Annotated in this window: 21 protein-coding genes and 1 tRNA gene; 13 read left to right on the forward strand and 9 right to left on the reverse strand. The window is 44.0% G+C overall.

Features of this window, described 5'->3' with window-relative positions:
* Window positions 1-4: 4 nt before the first annotated feature.
* Window positions 5-1,639 (reverse strand): cell envelope integrity TolA family protein, encoded by a 1,635-nt coding sequence (locus QEP06_RS02055; RefSeq protein ID WP_285268861.1) that lies wholly within the window; start codon window positions 1,637-1,639, stop codon window positions 5-7.
* Between the two features lie 244 nt (window positions 1,640-1,883).
* Between QEP06_RS02055 and QEP06_RS02060 the strand changes: the two genes are divergently transcribed.
* From QEP06_RS02060 to QEP06_RS02075, 4 genes are all read left to right on the forward strand, one after another.
* Window positions 1,884-2,981 carry a peptidoglycan DD-metalloendopeptidase family protein gene (locus tag QEP06_RS02060; RefSeq protein WP_285268862.1) on the forward strand — a complete coding sequence of 366 codons (1,098 nt, stop codon included), beginning with the start codon at window positions 1,884-1,886 and terminating at the stop codon, window positions 2,979-2,981.
* A gap of 59 nt (window positions 2,982-3,040) precedes the next feature.
* Complete coding sequence (locus QEP06_RS02065; RefSeq protein WP_285268863.1) at window positions 3,041-3,838, forward strand: SDR family NAD(P)-dependent oxidoreductase; 798 nt, start codon at window positions 3,041-3,043, stop codon at window positions 3,836-3,838.
* A 173-nt stretch (window positions 3,839-4,011) separates the two neighbouring features.
* Entirely contained in the window at window positions 4,012-5,574 is a 1,563-nt protein-coding gene (locus QEP06_RS02070) for a glycoside hydrolase family 10-like protein (protein ID WP_285268864.1), read from the forward strand.
* A gap of 390 nt (window positions 5,575-5,964) precedes the next feature.
* On the forward strand, window positions 5,965-7,359 hold the full coding sequence (locus tag QEP06_RS02075) for an NAD(P)-binding domain-containing protein (protein WP_285268865.1): 1,395 nt from the start codon (window positions 5,965-5,967) through the stop codon (window positions 7,357-7,359).
* 58 nt (window positions 7,360-7,417) lie between these two features.
* On the opposite strand, the gene QEP06_RS02080 is transcribed toward QEP06_RS02075, so the two are convergent.
* Window positions 7,418-8,107 (reverse strand): class I SAM-dependent methyltransferase, encoded by a 690-nt coding sequence (locus QEP06_RS02080; protein WP_285268866.1) that lies wholly within the window; start codon window positions 8,105-8,107, stop codon window positions 7,418-7,420.
* Window positions 8,108-8,282: 175 nt separating this feature from the next.
* Between QEP06_RS02080 and QEP06_RS02085 the strand changes: the two genes are divergently transcribed.
* The 8 genes from QEP06_RS02085 to QEP06_RS02120 all read left to right on the forward strand — a co-directional run bounded on the left by QEP06_RS02085 (window position 8,283) and on the right by QEP06_RS02120 (window position 15,880).
* A tRNA-Met gene (locus tag QEP06_RS02085) sits at window positions 8,283-8,355 on the forward strand.
* Between the two features lie 786 nt (window positions 8,356-9,141).
* Complete coding sequence (locus QEP06_RS02090) at window positions 9,142-9,753, forward strand: L-threonylcarbamoyladenylate synthase (RefSeq protein WP_285268867.1); 612 nt, start codon at window positions 9,142-9,144, stop codon at window positions 9,751-9,753.
* A gap of 131 nt (window positions 9,754-9,884) precedes the next feature.
* Complete coding sequence (gene yaaA, locus QEP06_RS02095) at window positions 9,885-10,643, forward strand: peroxide stress protein YaaA (protein WP_285268868.1); 759 nt, start codon at window positions 9,885-9,887, stop codon at window positions 10,641-10,643.
* A gap of 149 nt (window positions 10,644-10,792) precedes the next feature.
* Complete coding sequence (locus QEP06_RS02100) at window positions 10,793-11,203, forward strand: acyl-CoA thioesterase (RefSeq protein ID WP_285268869.1); 411 nt, start codon at window positions 10,793-10,795, stop codon at window positions 11,201-11,203.
* A 177-nt stretch (window positions 11,204-11,380) separates the two neighbouring features.
* Window positions 11,381-13,903, forward strand: coding sequence for a copper-transporting P-type ATPase (locus tag QEP06_RS02105; protein WP_285268870.1), 2,523 nt, complete (start codon window positions 11,381-11,383; stop codon window positions 13,901-13,903).
* A 96-nt stretch (window positions 13,904-13,999) separates the two neighbouring features.
* Window positions 14,000-14,536 (forward strand): type 1 glutamine amidotransferase domain-containing protein, encoded by a 537-nt coding sequence (locus QEP06_RS02110; RefSeq protein WP_251833298.1) that lies wholly within the window; start codon window positions 14,000-14,002, stop codon window positions 14,534-14,536.
* Window positions 14,537-14,553: 17 nt separating this feature from the next.
* Window positions 14,554-15,156 (forward strand): hypothetical protein, encoded by a 603-nt coding sequence (locus QEP06_RS02115; protein WP_285268871.1) that lies wholly within the window; start codon window positions 14,554-14,556, stop codon window positions 15,154-15,156.
* Complete coding sequence (locus QEP06_RS02120; RefSeq protein WP_285268872.1) at window positions 15,146-15,880, forward strand: DUF72 domain-containing protein; 735 nt, start codon at window positions 15,146-15,148, stop codon at window positions 15,878-15,880. The genes QEP06_RS02115 and QEP06_RS02120 overlap by 11 nt, the downstream gene beginning before the upstream one ends.
* Here QEP06_RS02120 and QEP06_RS02125 read toward each other — a convergent pair.
* The 7 genes from QEP06_RS02125 to QEP06_RS02155 all read right to left on the reverse strand — a co-directional run bounded on the left by QEP06_RS02125 (window position 15,877) and on the right by QEP06_RS02155 (window position 21,946).
* The gene (locus QEP06_RS02125) at window positions 15,877-16,854 is read right to left on the reverse strand and encodes a polyprenyl synthetase family protein (protein WP_251833295.1); all 978 of its coding nucleotides are present in this window, start codon (window positions 16,852-16,854) and stop codon (window positions 15,877-15,879) included. The genes QEP06_RS02120 and QEP06_RS02125 overlap by 4 nt on opposite strands.
* Before the next feature lie 106 nt (window positions 16,855-16,960).
* The gene (locus QEP06_RS02130) at window positions 16,961-17,839 is read right to left on the reverse strand and encodes a hypothetical protein (RefSeq protein WP_285268873.1); all 879 of its coding nucleotides are present in this window, start codon (window positions 17,837-17,839) and stop codon (window positions 16,961-16,963) included.
* Window positions 17,832-18,554: a YoaK family protein gene (locus QEP06_RS02135; protein WP_285268874.1), complete on the reverse strand. Its 723-nt coding sequence runs from the start codon at window positions 18,552-18,554 to the stop codon at window positions 17,832-17,834. The genes QEP06_RS02130 and QEP06_RS02135 overlap by 8 nt, the downstream gene beginning before the upstream one ends.
* Entirely contained in the window at window positions 18,554-19,588 is a 1,035-nt protein-coding gene (gene rlmN / locus QEP06_RS02140) for a dual-specificity RNA methyltransferase RlmN (RefSeq protein ID WP_251833292.1), read from the reverse strand. Before rlmN ends, QEP06_RS02135 begins: the two co-directional genes overlap by 1 nt.
* An 88-nt stretch (window positions 19,589-19,676) precedes the next feature.
* Entirely contained in the window at window positions 19,677-20,726 is a 1,050-nt protein-coding gene (queA, locus tag QEP06_RS02145) for a tRNA preQ1(34) S-adenosylmethionine ribosyltransferase-isomerase QueA (RefSeq protein WP_251833291.1), read from the reverse strand.
* A 99-nt stretch (window positions 20,727-20,825) separates the two neighbouring features.
* A complete protein-coding gene (locus QEP06_RS02150) occupies window positions 20,826-21,299 on the reverse strand; it encodes a hypothetical protein (RefSeq protein WP_285268875.1) in 474 nt (157 codons plus the stop codon).
* A gap of 158 nt (window positions 21,300-21,457) precedes the next feature.
* The gene (locus QEP06_RS02155) at window positions 21,458-21,946 is read right to left on the reverse strand and encodes a DNA-deoxyinosine glycosylase (RefSeq protein ID WP_285268876.1); all 489 of its coding nucleotides are present in this window, start codon (window positions 21,944-21,946) and stop codon (window positions 21,458-21,460) included.
* Window positions 21,947-22,016: 70 nt separating this feature from the next.
* On the opposite strand from QEP06_RS02155, the gene QEP06_RS02160 reads away from it, so the two are divergent.
* Window positions 22,017-22,565 carry a hypothetical protein gene (locus QEP06_RS02160; protein ID WP_285268877.1) on the forward strand — a complete coding sequence of 183 codons (549 nt, stop codon included), beginning with the start codon at window positions 22,017-22,019 and terminating at the stop codon, window positions 22,563-22,565.
* Window positions 22,566-22,590: the final 25 nt, after the last annotated feature.

Below are 22,590 nucleotides of genomic sequence, written 5' to 3' on the forward strand. Positions count from 1 at the left end.
TTTATTATTTAATTAATGTTCCGTAATTGCTTTTTTCAACCTGCTTCTTCACTTTTTCTTCAGGTACTGCGACCGATTGTATGTTCTCGTCGGAAATCACCGTTCCAAACGTGGGTTGCGGCGCTCCCTTTATCTCCTCCGGACTGTGTTGACCCGGTTTACCTTTATATTGCACCTCTTCAACACGCATCCCGGTGCTTTTCAGTGCGCGGATAAGATTGTTTCGCGTATTCGCCGCCTCGTCATATGTATAATAGTATCCGTGCAGAACTTCACTGTAAGGGGTAAGGTTCTCAATTTCATTTTTAACCTTAGCAGTATAGGCCCGTGTGCCATCCCTGTACTTCCCGACTTCGAAAACATTCGAAACATAAGCCGATGCACCATACTCGCTACTCAGGTCGTTGTGAGCATAGATAAAGAAGTAGAGGTTGGAGGCTTTTTCCTTAGAAACCAGCGGAATATCTGTGGCCGGCAGTATCGCAAAAGCATCCCTGCGGTTTGTCTGCATCATATATAGCTCATGCTGACGCTGTCTTTCCGCCTCCGCACGTCGCTCGGCGATAGCTTGCTGACGCTCCTTTTCTGCCCGGTTATATTGCATGATGCCGCCGATAAGGTTAGCCATCTCACTTACACCCTGTGTGATGATTTCATCACGCTGCTGGGCATAGAGCTTATCTGCGGCCGCTTTACGCTGGTATTCGGCTTGCTGTGCGGCGATTTGCTGCTGATGCAGTTCCTGCTGCTGTGCAATACTTGATGTGGACTTCGCTGCATTTGAAATCTTCGAGATCTGGTTGAATGCAGTTTCGGTAGTCTGATGCGTACTGCCGTCTGCTCTTCTTACATAAGGAACGCCGTTCTCACGATAAACCTGCACATATTCTCCGTTCACTTTTACTTTCTCCGACAGATTCGCGGCCGGGGCATTAGACGACCCCACTGAACCGGCGGTGGACATGGCAGTTCTTTCACTGACAGCAGTATTCTGCGCTGTTTTGGTAGTGTTTTCACGCTGCAGTCTTTCGCGCTCTTCGGCTGCCGCTTTCTGTTTCTGTTCAGCTTCTGCTTTTTTTCTAAGCTCCGCCTCGGCCTTTTGCTTTTTTGCTTCCGCTGCAGAGCGTTCTTTTTCTGATATATTCTCAATTTTTACAATCCGGTAATATACAGTAGAAATCATGCTGTAGAGTGCGCTTCCTTTCTCGTCCTCCCCCATTTGCTTCCACGATTCTCCGGGACAGGCGCCGGCAGTAAGCCTTACTGCAGAACCAATACCATCACTTCCATAAGGTTTTCCGACCGTTTGTGAAGGCGCAATAGTAATTCCGTCGCCCAGCGGCCCAAGTTTATGGCTTTTTTCCGCACCGCAAACCAGACGCGCGCCGTAGTCGATATAGACTTTCAGTTTATCTGTTGTATTGTTAGTGACCGTGATTCGGTAATCCTGCGTCATCATACCAAATGCATCATTCTTTTCCTGATACATCAAGGTCACGTGAATCCTTGAATCCTGCTGTGTCACAGGAATATCAACCATATACTTTGTTTGTCCGTAAATCACCGGAACCGTAGAAAGTAAAAACGTCACCAGTAACAGACTGAATCTGTGCATATTTAACCTTTCTGTTATTTTCATAAATCATTTTTTGGCTGGCGTGCAAAACTATTCAAAATTTTGACATAAATCCATCCCCCTAAAGTGTTATTTTTAACATAACTTTAGTATTTACGCTGCCAACTGTTAAAAAGATAAAATGTTTTAGTCATTTGTTCCCACACAGTGTGTACGTATTCACTTATTCAAGTTCTTAAGATAAATTCCGGCTGTAACAGAAGAGTTTTCACGGCTAAATTTTTGCATTTATAGGTAAATGTTTAAAGTGCCCAAATTTCTTCTCTTTATAATTTTGCTGTCTGTAATGGTGGGCTGCGACGGTTTTAAACTTCCGAAAAATATCTTTGAAACCTCCGCACGTGCCAAATATGAGCGCGCCTATGATGGCCCGGATAGTCTGATGACGATGTGGAAGGATCAGTATGAGGTCGCTGCAGCCTCCAAACTTATCATTGCTGACGGTTTTTCTGCTATTGCTGAATTTCATGCTGATGACGTACATGCACTCTCCTACGAACTGGAACTTAAACGTGGCGATCTGCTTGTCGTAGAAGCCAAAAGACCAGATTCCCTTCATCATCGGATCTTTGTGGATGTATATCCAGCTGATTTACCTGTTAATTCGTCGTCAAGTACGTTGCTGGAGGCCGGTATTTATACTCACTTTATTCAAAAAAAGGGATTGTACAGGGTTGTCATTCAGCCCGAAATTGCCTTTAGCGGCACATTTAACCTTAAAATATATACTCAGCCATCAATGCTGTTTCCGGTGGCCGGCAAGGGAAACAGTGCCGTGCAGAGTTATTGGGGTGCCGTACGGGATGGCGGGTCCAGAAACCACGAAGGCGTTGATATTTTTGCCGCGCGCGGAACACCGGTCGTGGCAGCCGTGGAAGGAATGGTAACCCGGACCGGCAATGAAGGGTTAGGCGGGAAACAGGTGTGGCTGCGCGATGGAATCTTAGGGAATTCGCTTTACTACGCGCATTTGGACAGTGTGATGACGGAAACCGGAACTCGTGTTGAGCCGGGCGATACCGTAGGTACCGTAGGTTCCACAGGGAATGCAGAAGGCGGTAGTCCGCACCTTCATTTCGGAATTTATTCAGCAGGCGGCGCAGTGGATCCCTGGCCATTTCTTCGTAAGCGCGTTGCAGCTAAAAATCTTAATGTAATTATTCCGAACGTCAAAAGAATTAAAGCAGGAAGCAATATCCGAAGAGGTCCGGGAACTTCATTTGATATTGTGAATGCCATCGAAGAAAAAACACCGGCTAAGATTATGGCAACAACCGGCGAGTGGTTCCATATCAGAACAGACTCCGGAGCTGAAGGATTTGTTCAGAAAAACAGATTGGAATAAATTGAAAATGAAGGGAGTGGCATTATTTGTGTTCGAAATTAGATAGCAAAAATATTCTTATGGAAACACAAAAAACGTACACACTCATTACGGGCGGCAGCGCCGGCATTGGTCTCGAACTTGCCAAACTTTTCGCAAAAGACGGTCATAATCTTATCTTGGCTGCACGCGATCAAAGTGAACTTTCAAAAGCACAGACACAACTTAAAAGTCTTGGTAACATCGATGTTATCACGATTTCCAAAGATCTGTTCCATATGGAGCAGGCCGATGACCTGTACCGTGAGATCCGCGGGAGAAATTTAACGGTTGATGTTTTAGTAAATAATGCCGGACACGGATGGTACGGTAAGTTTGAAGAAACTGAACTTGAAATGGAACTGTCGATCATCCATCTCAATATTTGCAGTCTCGTCATTCTGACCAAGCATTTTCTTAAAGATATGCTGGAACGCGGCAGCGGTAAAATACTGAACACATCGTCGATCGCCTCCAAAATGCCGGGCGCGTGGCAATCTGTCTATCACGGCACAAAAGCCTTCGTACAATCGTTCAGTGAAGCGGTGCGTGCAGAAGTGAAAGACCGCGATATCGTTATCACGACCCTTCTTCAAGGACCTACCGACACCGATTTCTTCCACAAGGCGGGAATGGAAATCTCGAAAATGTATGAGAAAGACAAACTTGCAGATCCTGCGGATGTTGCCAAAGAGGGCTATGATGCGCTCATGAAAGGTGATGATATGGTGGTAGCGGGTCTTAAGAATAAAATGCAGACTGCTCAGGCAGCCATTACGCCCGACGCGAAGCTTGCGGAGAAAATGTTTAAGGATCAGGAGCCAAAAGACGAATCTTAATGATAAAAATCGCTTAGTATTATACAGGCTCCCCCGTTTTGGGGGAGTTTTTTATTGAACTTAAAGTAAACCTTCACTAATAATCAGTACGATACAATAGTGCTGATTTATTCAGCCATTATTCTAAGCACTGCCGAGTGCACATATTTCCCAGATAATACTATTTTTGTCTTATGAACATCCGCCACTTTAAATATACGCTCATTGCAGCCAGCGCGCTTTTTATTACTTCATGTGCAACACCCAAACCTAAACCCGCTGTCAAAAAACCCGTTACAACCGCGAAAACATTACCTACAAAAACAAGCGAACCGAAATCTGAAGTTCTCAGGTTGGATTTGCCGGAAGTAACCCGTGAATTCCGTGCTGCCTGGATTGCTACCGTTGCCAACATCAACTGGCCATCGAAAAACAACTTGACGTCTGAGCAACAAAAAGCCGAAGCCATTCGGATTCTAGATATGTTGCAGGACGCAAATTTCAACGCGGTGATTTTCCAGGCGCGCCCGTCCGCTGATGCACTGTATAAAAGTGATCTCGAACCATGGTCGTATTTTCTAACCGGTTCCGCCGGTACACCGCCTACACCATTTTATGACCCGCTGGAGTTTTGGATTGAGCAAGCTCACAAACGCGGGATGGAACTGCATGTATGGCTTAATCCCTACCGCGCGCACCATACCACCGGCGGCCCTGTAACTTCTGCCAGCATGGCCAGCAAAATGCAAGATGAAACGTACAGACTAAGAAACGGAATGTATTGGCTGGACCCTTCGGACAGTAAAGTTCAGGATCATGTTACTGCGGTCATTCGAGATATCGTAAAACGCTATAATATCGATGCGGTGCACATTGACGACTATTTCTACCCTTACCGCGAATACAATGGCGGCAAGGATTTCCCGGACACCCGCACCTGGAACGCCTACCAAAAATCCGGGGGCACACTGAGCCGTGCTGACTGGCGTCGGGGAAATGTAAACAAGTTCATCAAACGGATTCACGATGAGATTAAAACTGAAAAATCATATGTCAAGTTCGGAATTTCACCTTTCGGCATCTGGAAACCGGGTTATCCTGCAGATGTTACAGGAAGTTCACAGTATGACGAGCTGTACGCAGATGCAAAACTTTGGCTCAATGAAGGCTGGTGCGACTATTACGCTCCTCAGCTTTACTGGAAAGAGGAAGGAAAGCAGCGTTTCTCATCTCTGCTTAAATGGTGGAATCAGGAAAATTATAAAAAAGTTCACCTTTGGCCGGGGCTTAATACGGTCGGAATTGCAGTAAATGACAAGCCAAGCGAGATTGCGAATCAAATACATACCACCAGAAATCTGCTTAAAGATAACGCCGGCACCATTCATTACAGTGTAGATGGCATTTCAAAAAATCCGGCAATGCTGAACACGCTCAAAACGCTGTACAGCGAGCCGGCGCTTGTACCTGCAAGCCCGTGGATCAAAACAAAGGCTGTTTTAAAACCTGAAATCACAGCTAAACGCAGCGGAAATAACGTACAGACAGATTGGTTCTCGCGAGAGGCAGATCAGGTAAGGCAATGGGTTCTTTTCACACAATACGGTAACAGATGGGAGACTGAAATACTGCCGGCAGCCGAAAAGTCAAAGACACTTCTGCTTGCCAAAAACGGTAAAAACCTAAAAAGCGTAGCCTTGCGCGCAGTTGACCGACTCGGTAACGAAAGCGATTATGCGGGTGTGGCAGTGAAATAATTATTTACGCCTGGCTCATTTATCTTACACTCCGGAACTTCTGTTTCCGGAGTTTTTGTGTTGACAGCATTAGATAACATTAATGTTTTTGTTCTTACTTAGAAAAATTATCCTAAACAGATCAGTTACTCTCGCTTACAACGATTTTATAGCGAATTTACAAACTGTTGGCTCTTCCCGAATTTGCAATGGTGGCTAATAATCCCTACATTAGCGGAAATGCTTACTATTTTTCACGCCGGATAAATTCCTTAATTAATATTTTTAATTAAATCCGACAGCGGGCTACGGCTCATCCTCTGCAACGCAGATATTTTCAAGCACATTAATTTTTTTAAAGGATCCACTTTTTTAAGTGGCATTCCTGCTAACTTTTTTAAAATATTTTACATGGACAACACAGGAAATCTACAAAACAAACGTATCGGAATCATTGGTGCAGGACCCAGCGGTCTGGCGCAGATTCGCGCATTCGAAGCGTTAAAGGCAAAAGGTGAAATAATACCCGAGATCGTCTGTTTTGAAAAACAAAGCAACTGGGGTGGCATGTGGAACTATTCCTGGCGTACGGGCGTAGGGAAATACGGCGAACCCATTCACGGCAGTATGTACAAATACCTTTGGTCAAACGGTCCGAAAGAATGCCTTGAATTCTCAGATTATTCATTTGACGACCATTTCGGAAAACCCATATCCTCTTATCCTCCGCGGCCGGTACTGTTCGATTATATCGAAGGACGCATTAAGAAAAGCAATGCGCGTGAATTTATCCGTTTTGATACCACGGCGCGGTGGGTAAGTTATGATGAAGACACACGAAAATTCACGGTAATACTCGATGATTTAAAGATTAACAAAACCTATTCTGAAGTTTTTGATTATCTGGTGGTCGCTTCCGGACATTTTTCAACGCCCAACATGCCCTATTTCAAAGGGATCGAAGGTTTTGGCGGAACCGTAATGCACGCGCATGATTTCCGGGGCGCGGATCAGTTCAGGGACCGCGATATTTTATTGATAGGAAGCAGCTACTCTGCCGAGGATATTGGACTCCAGTGTTATAAGCATGGCTCAAAATCGGTCACGCTAAGCTATAGAAGCAACCCGATCGGTCACAACTGGCCCGACGGCATCAAAGAGGTTCCGTTGGTTACGCATTTTGAAGGTGACACCGCCTATTTCAAAGATGGCAGTAGTGAAGATTTTGATGCGGTGATCATGTGCACCGGCTACCAGCATAAATTTCCCTTCCTCCCGGACGAACTCCGTTTAAAAACAAGAAACAACCTCTATCCTGACAATCTGTACAAAGGTGTATTCTTTAATGCACTGCCTCAATTAATTTATTTGGGAATGCAGGATCAGTATTATACTTTCAATATGTTTGATACGCAGGCCTGGCTCGCGAGAGATTACATGATGGAAAGATTTGAACTTCCCGGCGAAGCTGAAAGGCGCCTTGATATTGATAAATGGCTGGAGCGAAACAGTACACTGAAAACCAGTTTTGATAATGTCGATTTTCAAACCGATTACATCAAAGATTTACTGGCACTGTCGGATTATCCTCACTTCAATCTGGATAAAGTGGCGGCAATGCTAAAAGAATGGCTGCAAGACAAGGAAGAAAACATACTGACCTACCGCGACAAGACCTACCAAAGTGTGGTGACCGGCACGATGGCCGAAGAACATCACACCGACTGGATGAACGAGCTCGATGACAGCAAAGAACGGTATCTGTACGGTGCCGAAGAAGAAGAACTGATTCCGGAGCGAATGTAATCACGAACTTTAGTTAATTAATAACCCCCGGGCCGCAGCTTCGGGGTTTTTGCTTTTTTTAAATCCGGCGGGTCAGTCTTGCCAGATACTGGTTATTTTCGTCTTCGGCGATACGTTCCACATTCCAGCCGGCAGCTATTGCAATCATAGACATTATACTAAAATCCAGATAAAGCCAATGAAACCATTCAGTTTTCTGCCGTGTATATTCATAGCAGCACTTCACTTCACCGTAATAATGTTCGGGTCGCGGAAGATCTTCATACATATACGCGATATCACAAGAATCAAAGATTATCTGTCCGCCGGGTGACAGCAGCTTCTCGGCATGCTTAAGAAATTTTATAAATCCTTCGCAAGTGCCGCAAAGTCCGATGCCGTTCATCAGAAGCAGTAAAGTGTCAAATTTTTCGTTTGAATACTCAAAAATATCATCACAAAGAACATTTTCCACGCCGCGTGCACGCATTACGTCACAAGCCGCATTTGAAATTTCCAGGGCTGTAACGTTGAACTTCAGGTTCTGCAGTTCGATCGCATGTGAGCCCGCGCCCGCCCCGATGTCGAGCACTTTTCCGGTGCATAGTTTTAGTGCTTTTTGTTCAAGTTCCGGCATTTCATAGAAATCACGGAAATAAACCGGCAGCGGCATCTCTACTTTCGGCCCGAATTCGTCGTGCACGAAAAGTTTCTTTTTGGTGTTCTTTACAAAATAATCGTGAATGGCTTGTCCGGGAAGGTCTGTCATGGTTCAAATATAAAAAATGCGCAGCAAATATTTTTAATTGAAGGTCACAGCCGTTTAACTCGCTAGTTCATAAGGCTTAACTTTTACTCCCGAAATTATCGAAACACCTTTAAATAAAGAATTTTCAAATAAATTTGGAACTTAAGGAAAATGTCGTATATTTGCATCACAATATCGCGGGGTAGAGCAGTAGGTAGCTCGTCGGGCTCATAACCCGGAGGTCGCACGTTCGAGTCGTGTCCCCGCTACTAGTTTAAGAGAGGTCTAAGGATCTCTCTTTTTTTGTAGTTAGTGGATGGCTGATATTTGCCTCGGTCAACTTTCGGGTTGCGCCGTGGCGGACTACTAGTTTAAGAGAGGTCTAAGGATTCTCTTTTTTTTGTAGCTAATGGAGGGCACATATTCGCCGCGGCGAACGCACGTTCGGGTTCCGCCGCGCCGGACTACTAGTTTAAGAGAGGTCTAAGGATCTCTCTTTTTTTGTAGTTAGTGGATGGCTGATATTTGCCTCGGTCAACTTTCGGGTTGCGCCGTGGCGGACTACTAGTTTAAGAGAGGTCTAAGGATCTCTCTTTTTTTGTAGCTAATGGAGGGCACATATTCGCCGCGACGAACGCACGTTCGAGTTCCGCCGCGGCGGACTACTAAGCAAAGAAAATCACAAAAGTGGTTCTCTTTTTTTTTGGTTGATGGAGGGCTAATATTCGCCGCGGCGAACGCACGTTCGGGTTCCGCCGCGGCGGACTACTAAGCAAAGAGAATCACAAAAGTGGTTCACTTTTTTTTGGTTGATGGAAGGCTCATATTCGCCGCGGCGAACGCACGTTCGGGTCCCGCCGCGGCGGACTACTAGTTTAAGAGAGGTCTAAGGATCTCTCTTTTTTTGTAGTTAGTGGATGGCTGATATTTGCCTCGGTGAACTTTCGGGTTGCGCCCAAGCGGACTACTAAGCAAAGAGAATCACAAAAGTGGTTCTCTTTTTTTTGTGAGGAATTGCTGAGGAACAAATTCAAGGCTTTTTTGTAAATTTGAATATGGCAAAAATTATCAGAATACATCCGGATAATCCTCAGGAAAACCTGATCGACGAAGTGGTGAAAACACTGAACAGTGGCGGGCTCATCATCTACCCGTCTGATACAGTTTACGCACTTGGCTGTAATATTTTTGATATCCGGGCGATGGAAAGGCTCGCTGCAATAAAAAAAATAAAGCTCGCAAAAGCGCAGTTTTCGATTATCTGCAATGATCTCGGGCATCTCTCCACCTTCACGCGACCGATTGATACACCGGTTTTCAGATTCCTTAAAAGCAAAATCCCGGGACCCTTTACCTTTATTCTCGAAGCCGGTAAAAGTCTCCCACTTGCTTATAAAGGCAACAAAACGGTCGGAATTCGTGTGCCGGACCATGCGATTCCGCAGATGATCGTCGAAAAACTGGGCCATCCCATCGCCTCGACGTCCGTAAAAGATGAAGACGAAGTCATAGAATACTCCACCGATCCCGAACTTATCGCTGAAAAATTCGGCAATTTGGTAGACATCGTGATCGATTCTGGTTTTGGTGATAACGTGGCATCTACAATCATAGACCTTACCAGTGGCGAGCCCGAAATCATTCGTCAGGGCAAAGGCGAGTTGTAGTTTTTGGGCGTCTTATCCGCCCTCCGTTCCCGCTTTTGCCGTTTTGTAAACGGCAAAGAGCTCCACTCAGGTCGGGACGCGGGATTTCCACTCATTTCAAAGAATTATATCAGAAAAATTAAAATTTATAAATGAAGATAGTAACCTCTCCCGCGAAACTGATGAGCATGGATTATAAAAGCGATCTGCTGAAACCCACTACTCCGGCGTTCATTGAGGAAGCAACTTTGATACATTCTTATTTAAAGGAAAAAACACCGCGCCAACTGTCTGAATTGATGGAAATATCTGCGAAACTTGCCGATGAAAACTGGGAGCGAAACCAGCAGTGGACGCCAAAGCCGGCAAGTAAAGAATCGTCAGCCGCACTGTATGCTTTTACCGGCGAAGTCTATCGCGGAATTGACGCAAAAACTTTAGACGCCGATGCCATAAAATATCTGCAGAAAAACTACCGCATACTTTCGGGTTTGTACGGTTTGCTGAAACCTTCAGATAAAATAATGCTCTACCGCCTTGAAATGGGTCGGAATTTCGAATTCGAAAACTACAAAAACCTGTACGAATTCTGGCGACACCGGATCACAGAACAGTTCAACAGTGAGCTGAAATCAAAAGACATCATCCTTAATCTGGCCAGCAACGAATACTTTAAAGTTCTCGACAAAAAGAAGCTGAAAGCACCCGTTATAGATTTCGATTTTTACGAAATGAAATCCGGCAAACCGAAAACCATCGTGGTTTATACAAAACATGCGCGTGGCCTGATGGTTCGTTACTGCGCTGAAAACAGTATCCAGAAACTGGACGAAGTGAAAGGCTTTAATCTGGAAGGCTATCGGATCGATGAAGAAATGTCGAAGGACAATAAATTGGTCTTTACAAGATGAAGCTGAGCTTTTACGCACTTACTTTGACTTATTATAATCTAAGTCTTTACAGCACCTTATAAGTGAAGTTTCGGCTTAAAAAACTTTATTGCCAGCTAATTTTACCTAAAGTTCAAAGCATTCCCGTAATTTTACATTAAAATTACGAGATGAATTACCATACCCGAAAATGGATCAAACCGGAAGACCTTAACCCAAACCATACGCTCTTCGGCGGCCGCCTTCTGCAGTGGATTGATGAAGAAGCTGCGCTTTATGCAATCGTTCAGCTGGAGACACCGCGGTGCGTGACGAAGTATATTTCTGAGATCAACTTCATCAGTTCGGCAAAGCAGGGCGACATTATAGAAATCGGCATCGAAGCGACGGAATTCGGCCGTACGTCAATCACGCTTTATTGCGAAGTCCGGAATATGATGACGCGGCAGACTATTATCACCATCGAAAAGATCATCTTCGTAGGTGTGAGTGAGGACGGCAAACCCACTCCTCACGGCAAAACCAAAATAGAGTTTATCGCAGACCGGCTGAAGAGCAGTGAGGACGGAAGCATTCATTAATGTTAATGCTTACGTTCGCATTCGAAATTTTATTCCAAAATTATCCTGATTCTTTGGGTGCCAAGTATTTTCGCTGAATCCGGTCACCTTTCATCGGCGGTTTGCTTTGTTTGGAAATGGCCGAAATCTTCCTTACCTTAATTTTTTATTAAAGCAATTTACCTTCTATTAAGTCCTATGGAAAACCATCATCATACACATCCTTCCGAACGCATTTCACCAAGCTCAGTTTACTATTGCCCGATGGAATGTGAAGGCGAAAAAGTATATTTTACTCCCGGAAAACGCTGTCCGGTCTGCAATATGTTTCTGGTCCCGATCGAGGAACGTGCAGATTACCAAAACAAGCCGGTCACTTTCTCCAAAACCAATCTTCCGGAAAGTTTTAATGATAAACTGGGCGAATATTTCTGTCCGATGTTCTGTGAAGGTGACAAAACCTATGATTCAGATATTGGCTGCCCGGTCTGCCACATGCATTTGGAAAAGATTGATGAGGAACTTCTCAAAGCAGGCTCTCCGACAAATTCACATTCTCATGCTCCTGCAGATGTTCTTAAACCCATAATAAATTCTGACAAGAACGCCGGTAAATTCTATTGCCCGATGTATTGCGAGGGTGACAGGGTTTATGATTCAAATGTCGGCTGCCCGGTCTGCGGAATGGATCTGGTGCAGATTCCGGCGAAAGGTGAAGCCGAAGATGACGGAACTTATCAGTTGTTAAAACGTAAATTCTTCATTGCTCTTGCCTTCACGTTGCCGGTTTTCCTTCTTTCAATGGGCGGAATGGTCATTGATCAGCAACTGGATCCAAAAGTCCGCGGATTTATAGAATTAGTTCTCTCGCTGCCCGTACTTTTTTATGCCGGCTGGTTCCTTATAAAACGCGGCTGGAATTCATTCAGGACCTGGAACCTGAATATGTTCAGTTTGATTGCGTTGGGTGTATGTGCAGCGTTTCTGTTCAGCCTTATCGCGCTGCTTTTCCCGAACATTTTCCCTCCTGAGATGGGTCATGGCGGAGGCGCACCACTCTATTTTGAAGCCGTCTGCGTAATTCTTACGCTGGTTATTTTAGGCCAGCTAATGGAAGCCGCAGCACACCGACGAACAGGAAATGCAATCAAGGAACTGATGAATCTTTCGCCCGATGAAGCTAATTTAATGGTGAATGGCACTGAAAAGAAAGTTCCGCTTTCAGAAATCAGGGTCGGCGATATACTTCGCGTAAAGCCGGGCGAAAAAGTACCTGTTGATGGTAAGGTTACAGACGGCAGTTCGAGTATCGACGAAAGTATGATCACTGGTGAACCGATTCCGGTGGAGAAAAAATCCGGAGACAAAGTGACTTCGGGAACCATTAACGGAAACAGCGTTTTCCTGATGACTGCCGAAAAGGTAGGCGATGAGACTTTGCTTGCGCACATCATCAGGATGGTGCAGGATGCAAGCCGAAGCCGCGCACCAATTCAGACGCTTGTTGATAAAGTTTCGCGGATATTCGTGCCCACGGTGATCGCTGTGGCGGTACTTACCTTTATTGCGTGGTTTATTTTTAGGGGCGAAGACAGGCTGATCAAAGCGTTAGTAAACTCTGTCGCTGTGCTTATCGTCGCGTGTCCGTGTGCCCTGGGTCTGGCTACACCGATGAGTTTGATGGTTGGAATCGGTAAAGGTGCCAGAAATGGGATTCTGATTAAAAATGCCGAGGCGCTGGAACAGATGAACAAAGTAGAAATTCTTATAACCGATAAAACCGGCACACTTACCGAAGGAAAACCCAGCCTTGATCATATTTATTCAACGTCAGGTGATCAGCAAAGTGTGTTACATTTGGCAGCCGCATTAAATCAAAACTCTGAACATCCGCTCGCAAATGCAGTTTTAACCGAATTTGCAAAGCAGAACCTTACGTTTGCGAAAGTTGAAGAATTTGAAAATATTTCGGGGAAAGGCATAAAAGGCATAATCGGTCAGGACCGAATTCTGCTCGGTAATGAAGCACTCCTTAAACAGTTTGACATCGAAATTCCTGCGGCTGTGCGCGAGCGTGTGACGGAAATGCAGATGGACGCCAAAACCATTTCTTACCTGACGAAAGGTGCCGAAGTTTACGGATTCTTAAGTTTTTCCGACAAGATAAAATCTACCTCAAAAGAAGCACTGAAGTATCTGCGGAAGCACAACATAGAGGTCATCATGATGACCGGTGACAACGAGCAGACCGCTGCCGCCGTCGCTGCAGAACTCGGTATTGAAAAGTTTTATGCATCCCAGCTTCCGCAGGATAAACTTGAAAGGATAAAATCCCTGCAGGAGTCCGGAAAAATAGTCGCGATGGCGGGTGACGGAATCAATGATGCTCCAGCCCTCGCACAGGCAAACGTAGGTATCGCGATGGGAACGGGAACAGATGTGGCAATTGAAAGCTCAGAAATTACTTTACTGAAAGGTGATCTCACCGGCGTGGCAAAAGCCCGGATCCTAAGTGAAAATCTTGTAAAAAACATCCGGCAGAATCTGTTTTTCGCCTTCATTTATAACACACTTGGTATTCCGGTGGCGGCTGGTCTCCTCTACCCTTTCTTTGGAATTTTGCTTAGTCCGATGATCGCTGCAGCGGCTATGAGTTTAAGTTCAGTCTCGGTCATTTTAAATTCACTTAGGCTCAATAATGTGGATTTAAATGTGAAATAATTTAAAAATGCGTTAAAAATTCGTCAAACGTGGGCACATTTAATTTTGGCAATAAAGGCGGCAATATTTTTGCAGCCTTTTTTTAAAATATTAAATATGGCAAACCTTACGAACAAAAAAATTGCAGTTTTAGCAGCTGACGGCTATGAACAGTCAGAACTTGAGAGTCCGGTAAAAGCACTGAAAGAAGCAGGTGCTGATGTAGAAATCGTTTCCCTTAAGTCCGGAAAAATTAAATCGATGAAAGATCATGAATGGAGCGATTCTGTAGAAGTTGACCGCACGGTGTCTGATGCAGATGCTTCAAAATATGACGCACTTTTGCTTCCTGGCGGTGTCATCAATCCCGATGCAGTACGGGCGGACGATGATGCAGTAGCATTTGTAAAGGAGTTTTTCAGTGCAGATAAACCTGTCGCGGCGATCTGCCACGGTCCACAAACCTTGATTACCGCTGGCGTGGTTGAAGGCAAGAAAATGACTTCTTTTGCAGCAGTTGCAATTGACCTCAAAAACGCCGGGGCAAACTGGGTGGATGAGGAAGTGGTGACAGACGGTAATCTGACGACGAGCCGTAAGCCCGCTGACCTTCCCGCCTTTAACAAAAGAATTGTCGAAGAATTCGCGAAGTAACCTACACTGACACACCAATGGACGAAAAAATCCCAAAACAACAGACTGGTGCAACCACCGATGTTTCCTCCAAAATTGAGCTGGAAACTGAAGAACTCGCCATCGCGCATTTTCAAACCGTAAAGAAAAGATTTCTCGCGATGAACTCCTGGGAGCTCTATGCAGGTGAGGAAAAAGCTGAATTTTCGCTTCGTGACGGTAACGGTGAAATCCTCCTTGAAGAACCGAAAAGAGGGGACTATTTTTGCATCAAAACTCCCGGATTACACAATAAGACGGGTGACGGTTATGATTGGGTACAGATCGAGCATATCGAAGAAGAATCTGATGCGCATAACGAGTGTGTGTACATCCGTGTCCGCCCCTGCGCAAACCCTACGAAACCGGATGACCACGTCGCACATTTCTTTGACCCGAAAGCCACATCAAATTTCCTTATAAAACGCATAGGTCGCGAGGTGATTGCAGAAGTTCACGGCCGTAACGAGGTGCCGAATAATAATGATGTGGGTATGATTGAAAAAGTCCGGAATAATATCGTCGCACTTGGCGGGATGCTGATTGCCAGTGAATTGCAATGGAAGGCGCTGACATCAGGCATCATTAAATATGAAGAGTAAAATATATGTGGGCTGTTCCGGCTTCACAGGTCGGGACTGGAAAGGATTTTTCTATCCGGAAAACCTGCCGGGGAAGGAACAGCTCACATTTTATTCTACAAAGTTCAATGCTGTAGAGATCAATTCAACATTCTATCGGAAACCGCGGCAACGAACGCTTGAAAAGTGGCGCACAGCCGTACACGATGATTTCCGTTACTTCATTAAAATTCCCAAAACCATTACGCACATCCTGAAACTCGAGAATACCATGAAGGAAGTTTCAGCTTTCTGCGATTATATTTCTGAAGGGTTGGGGGAAAAACTTGCGGGATTTCTGTTTCAGTTGCCTCCGTCATTTCATTACAGTGAAGAAAATCTTCAGAAAGTTCTCGAAACCGCTGATTCCCACTATCTGAATGTTATCGAATTCAGGCACAGCAACTGGTGGTGCGAGGATATATTTGAAATATTAAAACAAAACAATCTGGTATTTGCAGGCGTGAGCTATCCAAAAGGAATTAGTGATGAATTTATTACAAATCACGAAAAAACAGCTTACTATCGCCTGCACGGCGTTCCGGTAATGTTTAAATCTGAATATTCTGAAATCGAATTGCAGAATCTAGCCGAAAAAATCAAAGGAAGTGACCGCGATGTCTATGTCTTTTTTAATAATACCTGGGGAACAGCCGCGCTGAAAAATGCGCAGTACTTGCAGAAGTTACTGATAAAGAGTAATTAAAATTTACGTTCAATCACATAATCGAGCATAAGCATCAACGATTGTTTCGCCTCACCATCGGGAAATTCATCCAGAATATTCTTTGCCCGCAACTGGTAATTTTTCATCACATCGACCGCATAATCGAGCCCTCCGGACGATTTCACGAACGCAATAAGTTCCTTTACACGTTTCGTGTCATTATTATAGCGGCGGATTGTATTTAAGTAATATTTCCTGTTCTCGGGAGTTGCATTACTCAATGTATAAATGAGCGGTAACGTCATTTTCTGCTCTTTGATATCGATGCCGACAGGTTTTCCAATAAAATTTGAAGTGAGATAATCGAAAAGATCGTCTTTGATCTGGAATGCCATGCCTGTGAGTGTGCCGAATTCCATCATTTTTTTGCCTAAAGCTTCATCTACACCGTTTGATAACACCCCAATCTCGCAACATGCAGCAATCAGCGTAGCGGTTTTCTGCCGGATGATTTCGTAATAAACATCCTCAGTAATATCAAGCTTTCGGGCTTTTTCAAGTTGCAGAAGCTCACCTTCCGCCATTTCCCTGATCGTGCGCGAAATCACCGCAAGCAAATCAAAATCTTTATGGTCTGTAGACAGAAGTACGGCTTTTGACAGCAGATAATCTCCAACTAAAACCGCAATTTTATTTTTCCATAAAGCATTGATCGAGAAGAAGTTCCGACGTTTGAAGCTTTCATCCACCACATCATCATGTACCAGTGTTGCGGTGTGAATAAGTTCAATCATAGAAGCGCCCCGAAAAGTTTTTTCATTCACCTCTCCTACCAGTTTTGCGCACAAAAACACGAACATCGGGCGCATCTGTTTGCCTTTCGTGGTCACAATAAACCGCGTCACCTTGTCGAGCAACGGCACATTACTCTTCATGGATTCGTAAAACTTCTGCTCGAAAAGTTTCATTTCCGCAGCAATGGGCGTTCGGATTTCTTCTACGGTATTGGCCACAAAATGTCTGGTAAAGAGGGTTTATTTAAAAATGAAGACAAATATAATTAAAATCAAGTCAGCTGAAGACTTTTTAAGATCAAAGCAACCCAAATGCCATCGCAGCTTACCTCAGTTTTTCATGCGGTACAAAATACAACCGAGGCTTCACCTTTCCCAGCGGATGCCGGAATTCTTCGCCGGAAATATAAAGTCCGTGGTCATCAGCTGCAATACCTTCAATTTGTCCTAAACTTACTGAGGAGCCGAGATAATATTTCTTTAAAAGTTTGTCGAAAAATACGCCGGGTTGAGATTCTTCAAATATCATGAGGTAAACTTCAGTGGATTTTGTATAACCAATGAGATACAGCTTGCCTTCGTAATAGTCAGCGTCAGTCACCACAAAACCGGTGTTGTACGATTCAGTTTTCTGGGCTGGCTGGGAAAACTTTAAAGTGGGATCGATGATGTAATGACTTGTCGCCCTGGAAGCCCATTCTTTCGTAAAAATGTGGATTTTACCGTTAAGATAAATCATCGCTTCAGCATCATAATCATTGCTGATGATACGCCTTGTAAAATCGGTCTGTTCGGGGTAGTAATAGCTAATGTTTTCGGGCTGATAATCGGTATTCCGCAGCAGACTATCGGCCTTAAATCTGTAAATCTTTAGATCTTTCCGTGTGCCCGCATTGTTACCGAAATCACCAACATACAAGGACACAGAATCGCTCGCAATGGCCTCCCAGTCCAGGTTTTTTACTGATGTTTGAAGGCTGTTTTTAATTTTTGCGGACTTTGGATCAATCTCAAATATCTCGGAAGCATTACCGCCATCATTGATGGTGAAAAGTTTACCATTAAAGAAGCTCAGACCCGAATTTTCCTTTAACGCGTCACTGAAGACCGCAGTTTGATACTTTTTAAGTTTAAAAAATTCGGTCTGTTGTGCCGTGAAACTTTGTAGGAGAAAAAGGGACGAGAAAATGAACAGTCTATACATTGTTTGCATGTCTTCTGAGCAAGATACGGATTTTAATAAAATCGAGAAGAAGGCCGGCTAACAGAAGAAATGCACCGAACAGAAGCGCGTTTAATCCGAATTCGGAATGCAAATAACCGCCCGCGATGCCACCTGCAAAAAACATCCAGATGATTGTGAGACGCAGCCGGATCGATTTTAAAAGTTTAACGCGGTTTGCACGGTCCCGGTAAAAGAAAAGTTGGGAAAATTCTATGCCCATATCGGTGAAAAGTCCCGTGAGATGGGTTGTTCGGACAACTGCATTCGAAATGGTGGTCACCAGTGCATTCTGCATTCCCATCGCGAATAAAAGCGCAAAAGCCACAATATCCGGATTGTTTTCCACCAGCCAACTGCCCGACAGACCGAAGCCAATTAGAATAAATGCTTCAACAAGTGTAGGAATTACGTACATTAGATTCTCACGCCGGCGGAGATAAATTTCTACGACGAAACTTGAGAAAAATGCGCCGGCGAAAAAGGAAAAGACGTAAAATGCGGCGTTAAATGCCAGATAGATATTCCTGTGAAAAGCTTCATCAACAAAAAATGCGAAATGACCGGTAACGTTGGTTGTGAGCGTATTTACAGAGAAGAAACCGACAACATTCACAAGCCCGGCCACAAAACTTAAAAGTGAAGCGATCGCCAGATTATGCTTTTCTGTGCGGGTTTTACCCTTGTGCGAAAACATCAGTCACCTGCTTTATTGGCAAGCTGTCCGCATGCCGCATCTATATCGCCACCGCGGCTGCGGCGCACAAGCACGTTGATTCCTGCGTTTGAAAGTTCGCGGACGTATCTTTCTTCGGCTTCCACACTTCTGTGATCAAATTTTCCTTCACCAATCGGGTTATACTGAATCAAATTTACTTTTGACGGTACTTTTTTAGAATACCTGATCAAGGCTTTAATGTGTTCGTCATCATCATTTATTCCACCCCAAACGCAATATTCGTAAGTGACCGGATTGCCGGTTTTTTGATACCAATACTGCAATGCCTCCATGATTTCCGTCAGTGGAAACTTTTCAGAAAAAGGCATTATTTCGTTCCGGGTTCTTTCGATAGCAGAATGGAGTGAGAGTGCCAGGTTCACACGCAGATTTTCGTCCGCTAGCATCTTTATCATTTTCGGTATGCCCGAGGTTGACACCGTGATCCGTCTTGGTGACATGCCTAAACCTTCGGGTGTAGTGATTTTCCTGATGGCTTCCACCACGTTTTTATAGTTCATCATAGGCTCGCCCATGCCCATAAAAACGATATTGGAGAGCGGCCGATCAAAGTACATTTTGCTTTGCTGATCGATAAGTGCGACCTGATCTACGATTTCCGCAACTTCCAGGTTCCGCATCCTTTTCAGTTTTGCAGTAGCGCAGAATTCACAGTTGAGCGAACATCCCACCTGTGATGAGACACAAGCAGTGGTGCGCGTTTCTGTAGGGATGAGAACAGATTCTACCAATAGACCGTCGTGAAGTTTCACGCCGTTTTTAATGGTTCCGTCCTTGGATTTTTGCAGAAGGTCAACCGAAATCGGGTTGATGGTATATTCAAGCGCAATTTTCTCCCGCAACTCTTTCGAAAGATTCGTCATCTCCTCGATGGAGTGGAGATTCTTACTCCACAGCCAGTCATAAACCTGCTTCGCACGGAATGGTTTTTCACCGAGCGTTACGAAATATTTCTGTAAATCTTCGAGAGATAAGGTGCGGATGTCCTTCAAACCTGATTTTAGATTTTAGATTTTAAATTTTGGATTAAAAAGGTCTGTTCCTTTAATCCAAAATTTAAAATCAATAATTTATAATTTCTTAAAGAATCAGCATTGCATCACCGTACGAGTAAAATTTGTACTCGTTTTTGATGGCTTCTTCGTAAGCATGCATCAGGAAGTCTTTCCCCGCAAACGCAGCAATCATCATCAGCAGCGTAGATTTAGGCGTGTGAAAGTTCGTTATCATTGAATTGGCTACACCAAAATCATGTGGTGGGAAGATGAATTTGTTCGTCCAACCGTGGTAAGGCCCGATTTTCTTATTTGATGATACCGAGGTTTCCAGTGCGCGCATCGTTGTAGTTCCCACGGCACAAACGCGTCGCTGCTCAGCTACTGCATTGTTGATGATATCCGCATTTTTCTGGTCGATAATCGCTTCTTCCGACTCCATTTTGTGCTTGCTCAGGTCTTCAACTTCAATTGGATTGAAAGTTCCAAGACCAACGTGAAGTGTCACTTCGGCAAAATCGATTCCTTTTATCTCAAGGCGCTTCATCAGGTTTTTCGAGAAGTGAAGCCCGGCCGTTGGCGCAGCTACAGCACCTTCATGCTTTGCGTAAATTGTTTGGTAACGCTCTGCATCTTCCGGTTCTACGGCTCTTTTTATATATTTTGGAAGTGGAGTTTCACCTAATTCTTTCAGTTTGGTTCGGAATTCCTCATAAGATCCGTCGTAAAGGAATCTTAAGGTACGTCCACGTGAAGTTGTGTTGTCAATAACTTCCGCAACAAGCGATTCGTCTTCAGTAAAGAAAAGTTTGTTCCCGATACGTATTTTGCGCGCCGGATCTACCAAAACGTCCCAAACACGGGTTTCGCGGTCAAGCTCACGAAGAAGGAAAACCTCGATCTTCGCGCCGGTCTTTTCTTTGTTTCCATAAAGTCTTGCCGGGAATACTTTGGTATTATTAAAGATAAAAAGGTCTTTTTCCTCGAAATAATCTACCACATCACGGAAATATTTGTGCTCGATGGTTTCAGTTTTACGGTCCAAAACCATCAGTTTTGCGTCGTCTCTGTGTTCAGAAGGATGTTCGGCCAGAAGCTCTTCCGGCAGGTGGAAGTTAAAATCAGATGTCTTCATTTTTTTAAATTACGGTTTAAAAATTAGTGCCCGAAAGGAAAATTTTCGGCCTGCAAAGATACGGTTTTGAAAGAGGAAAGTCAAGTTTTTGAATTCTGCCTAGAATTTAAGTTCTGTAGGCAGCGTCAATACAAGGTCAACATTCATATATTCATCGAGTACGACTTCGCAATTCTCCTTGCCTTCAGTTATTTCGGCGCGGGTTACAATATGGTTCCCCGGATAATTGATTCCGTAGTCAACCTCGCTCGAGCGGCTGATGCTGTACATTCGGAAGAGGTTCTTATTGGCAGGACTTAAAGTTAGCCGTTCCTCGGACTCTGGTTTTTTGGCTTTTTTTGAGGTGTATTTCTTCATCAGGACCTGGTGAGTTGAACCCGGGACCTCCATAAATTCAATTCTTTTTTCAGTCTCTTTTGATCTACCATTCAGTTTAAATGAAGAATCGTACGTGAAGCTAAAATATATTTCGCCCTTTACCTTACTTTCTGTAACGGTAAAGCGATGTGCGAGCATTCTTCCTCTGTCGGTTAATAATGCACGGAAAGAATCCGGACCTTTCACTAAATGCATATAATAAGCGAAATCATCAGAATTAAAATAATTTACCGATTCCCCTTCGTGTTTTGGATCTTTAGTTTTCAGCTAATATTTAGTGAGAAAATCGAATGCGTAGGTTTGTGCATTTATGCCTGCACAGAATAACATTAATGATACAAGTAAAGATTTTTTCATAAAAATGTTTTAATGACTTTCCACGCTTCCAGTTTCTTCTCAAAACCGATGGTATGAAGCGGACTTGTAGAAGGCAAAACCCCAAACGGAATTTGCGAATCCTTTCCTAGTATTTTCTGAACTTCTTTCGACGATTTTTGCCCGTTGCTGAAAACAGCTTTTATATTAGGATAATCGGAAATAAGCTGAAGTACGTCATTATGTTCCTCTTTCCGGATTTTCGCATCCGAACTTCCCTCACGCTCGCAAGAATCAATGACGTCCCAAAGTGCAATGTCATATTTGGCTAAAAGCTGCTTTCTGGCGTCGTAATCATTCTGAAATTCTTCCTCAAATAAGTGAAACAGGATCTTCCAAAACTGGTTTTGCGGATGCGCATAATATTGCTGCATTTGAAGCGATTTTACTCCAGGCGCGGAACCGAGAATCAGCACCTTGGAGGTTTCGGAAATGATCGGAGGAAAAGATGTGATGCGGTTCGCCATATATTTTTAAATCAGAATAAAAAAAAATGGAATGATAAATGTAAGACCTAAAAATATAAAAATTTATGTTATGAAAAAGTTATCACTGATCTTCGGATTATTCGCCATGCTGATCGTGAGCAGCTGCCGCGATATCGTAAATACCGTTCTGGACGCTCTGCCACCGTTTGACGTGCCGTATTCCACTAATGTTCCCGTGCCGCTTGCGGCGGTGAGTACCACCACATATACACGTACACCGGAAATCCCGATGAACATCAATCTTGATGCAAAAATTAAAGAAAACAACCCCAACTACTCTATCAACAACCTGAAATCGGTAAAACTGAGCACACTGAAAGTTGACTTTGTAAGTTCAACGCTTGATACAAGATTAAATGCCATCAAAAATGCAAGAATCTATGTGAAAGCGCCCAATCAACCGGAAAGGTTGATCGCTACTGCCTACGACAACACAAATCCTGATACCATCACATTCACGGTCGTGGATGAGGAACTGATCAATTATTTCAGGACCAACGAAAACTCACTCATCTTTGAAGTGATGGCTTCCACGCCCACTGCAGACCAGCTGACGGTGCGTATCTCTTCAGGATTTAAGATTAGAGTACAGCTATAATTTTAAATATTTCGCATAAAAAAAT

This window comes from Kaistella rhinocerotis (genome assembly GCF_030243905.1).
GTDB classification, from domain to species: domain Bacteria; phylum Bacteroidota; class Bacteroidia; order Flavobacteriales; family Weeksellaceae; genus Kaistella; species Kaistella rhinocerotis.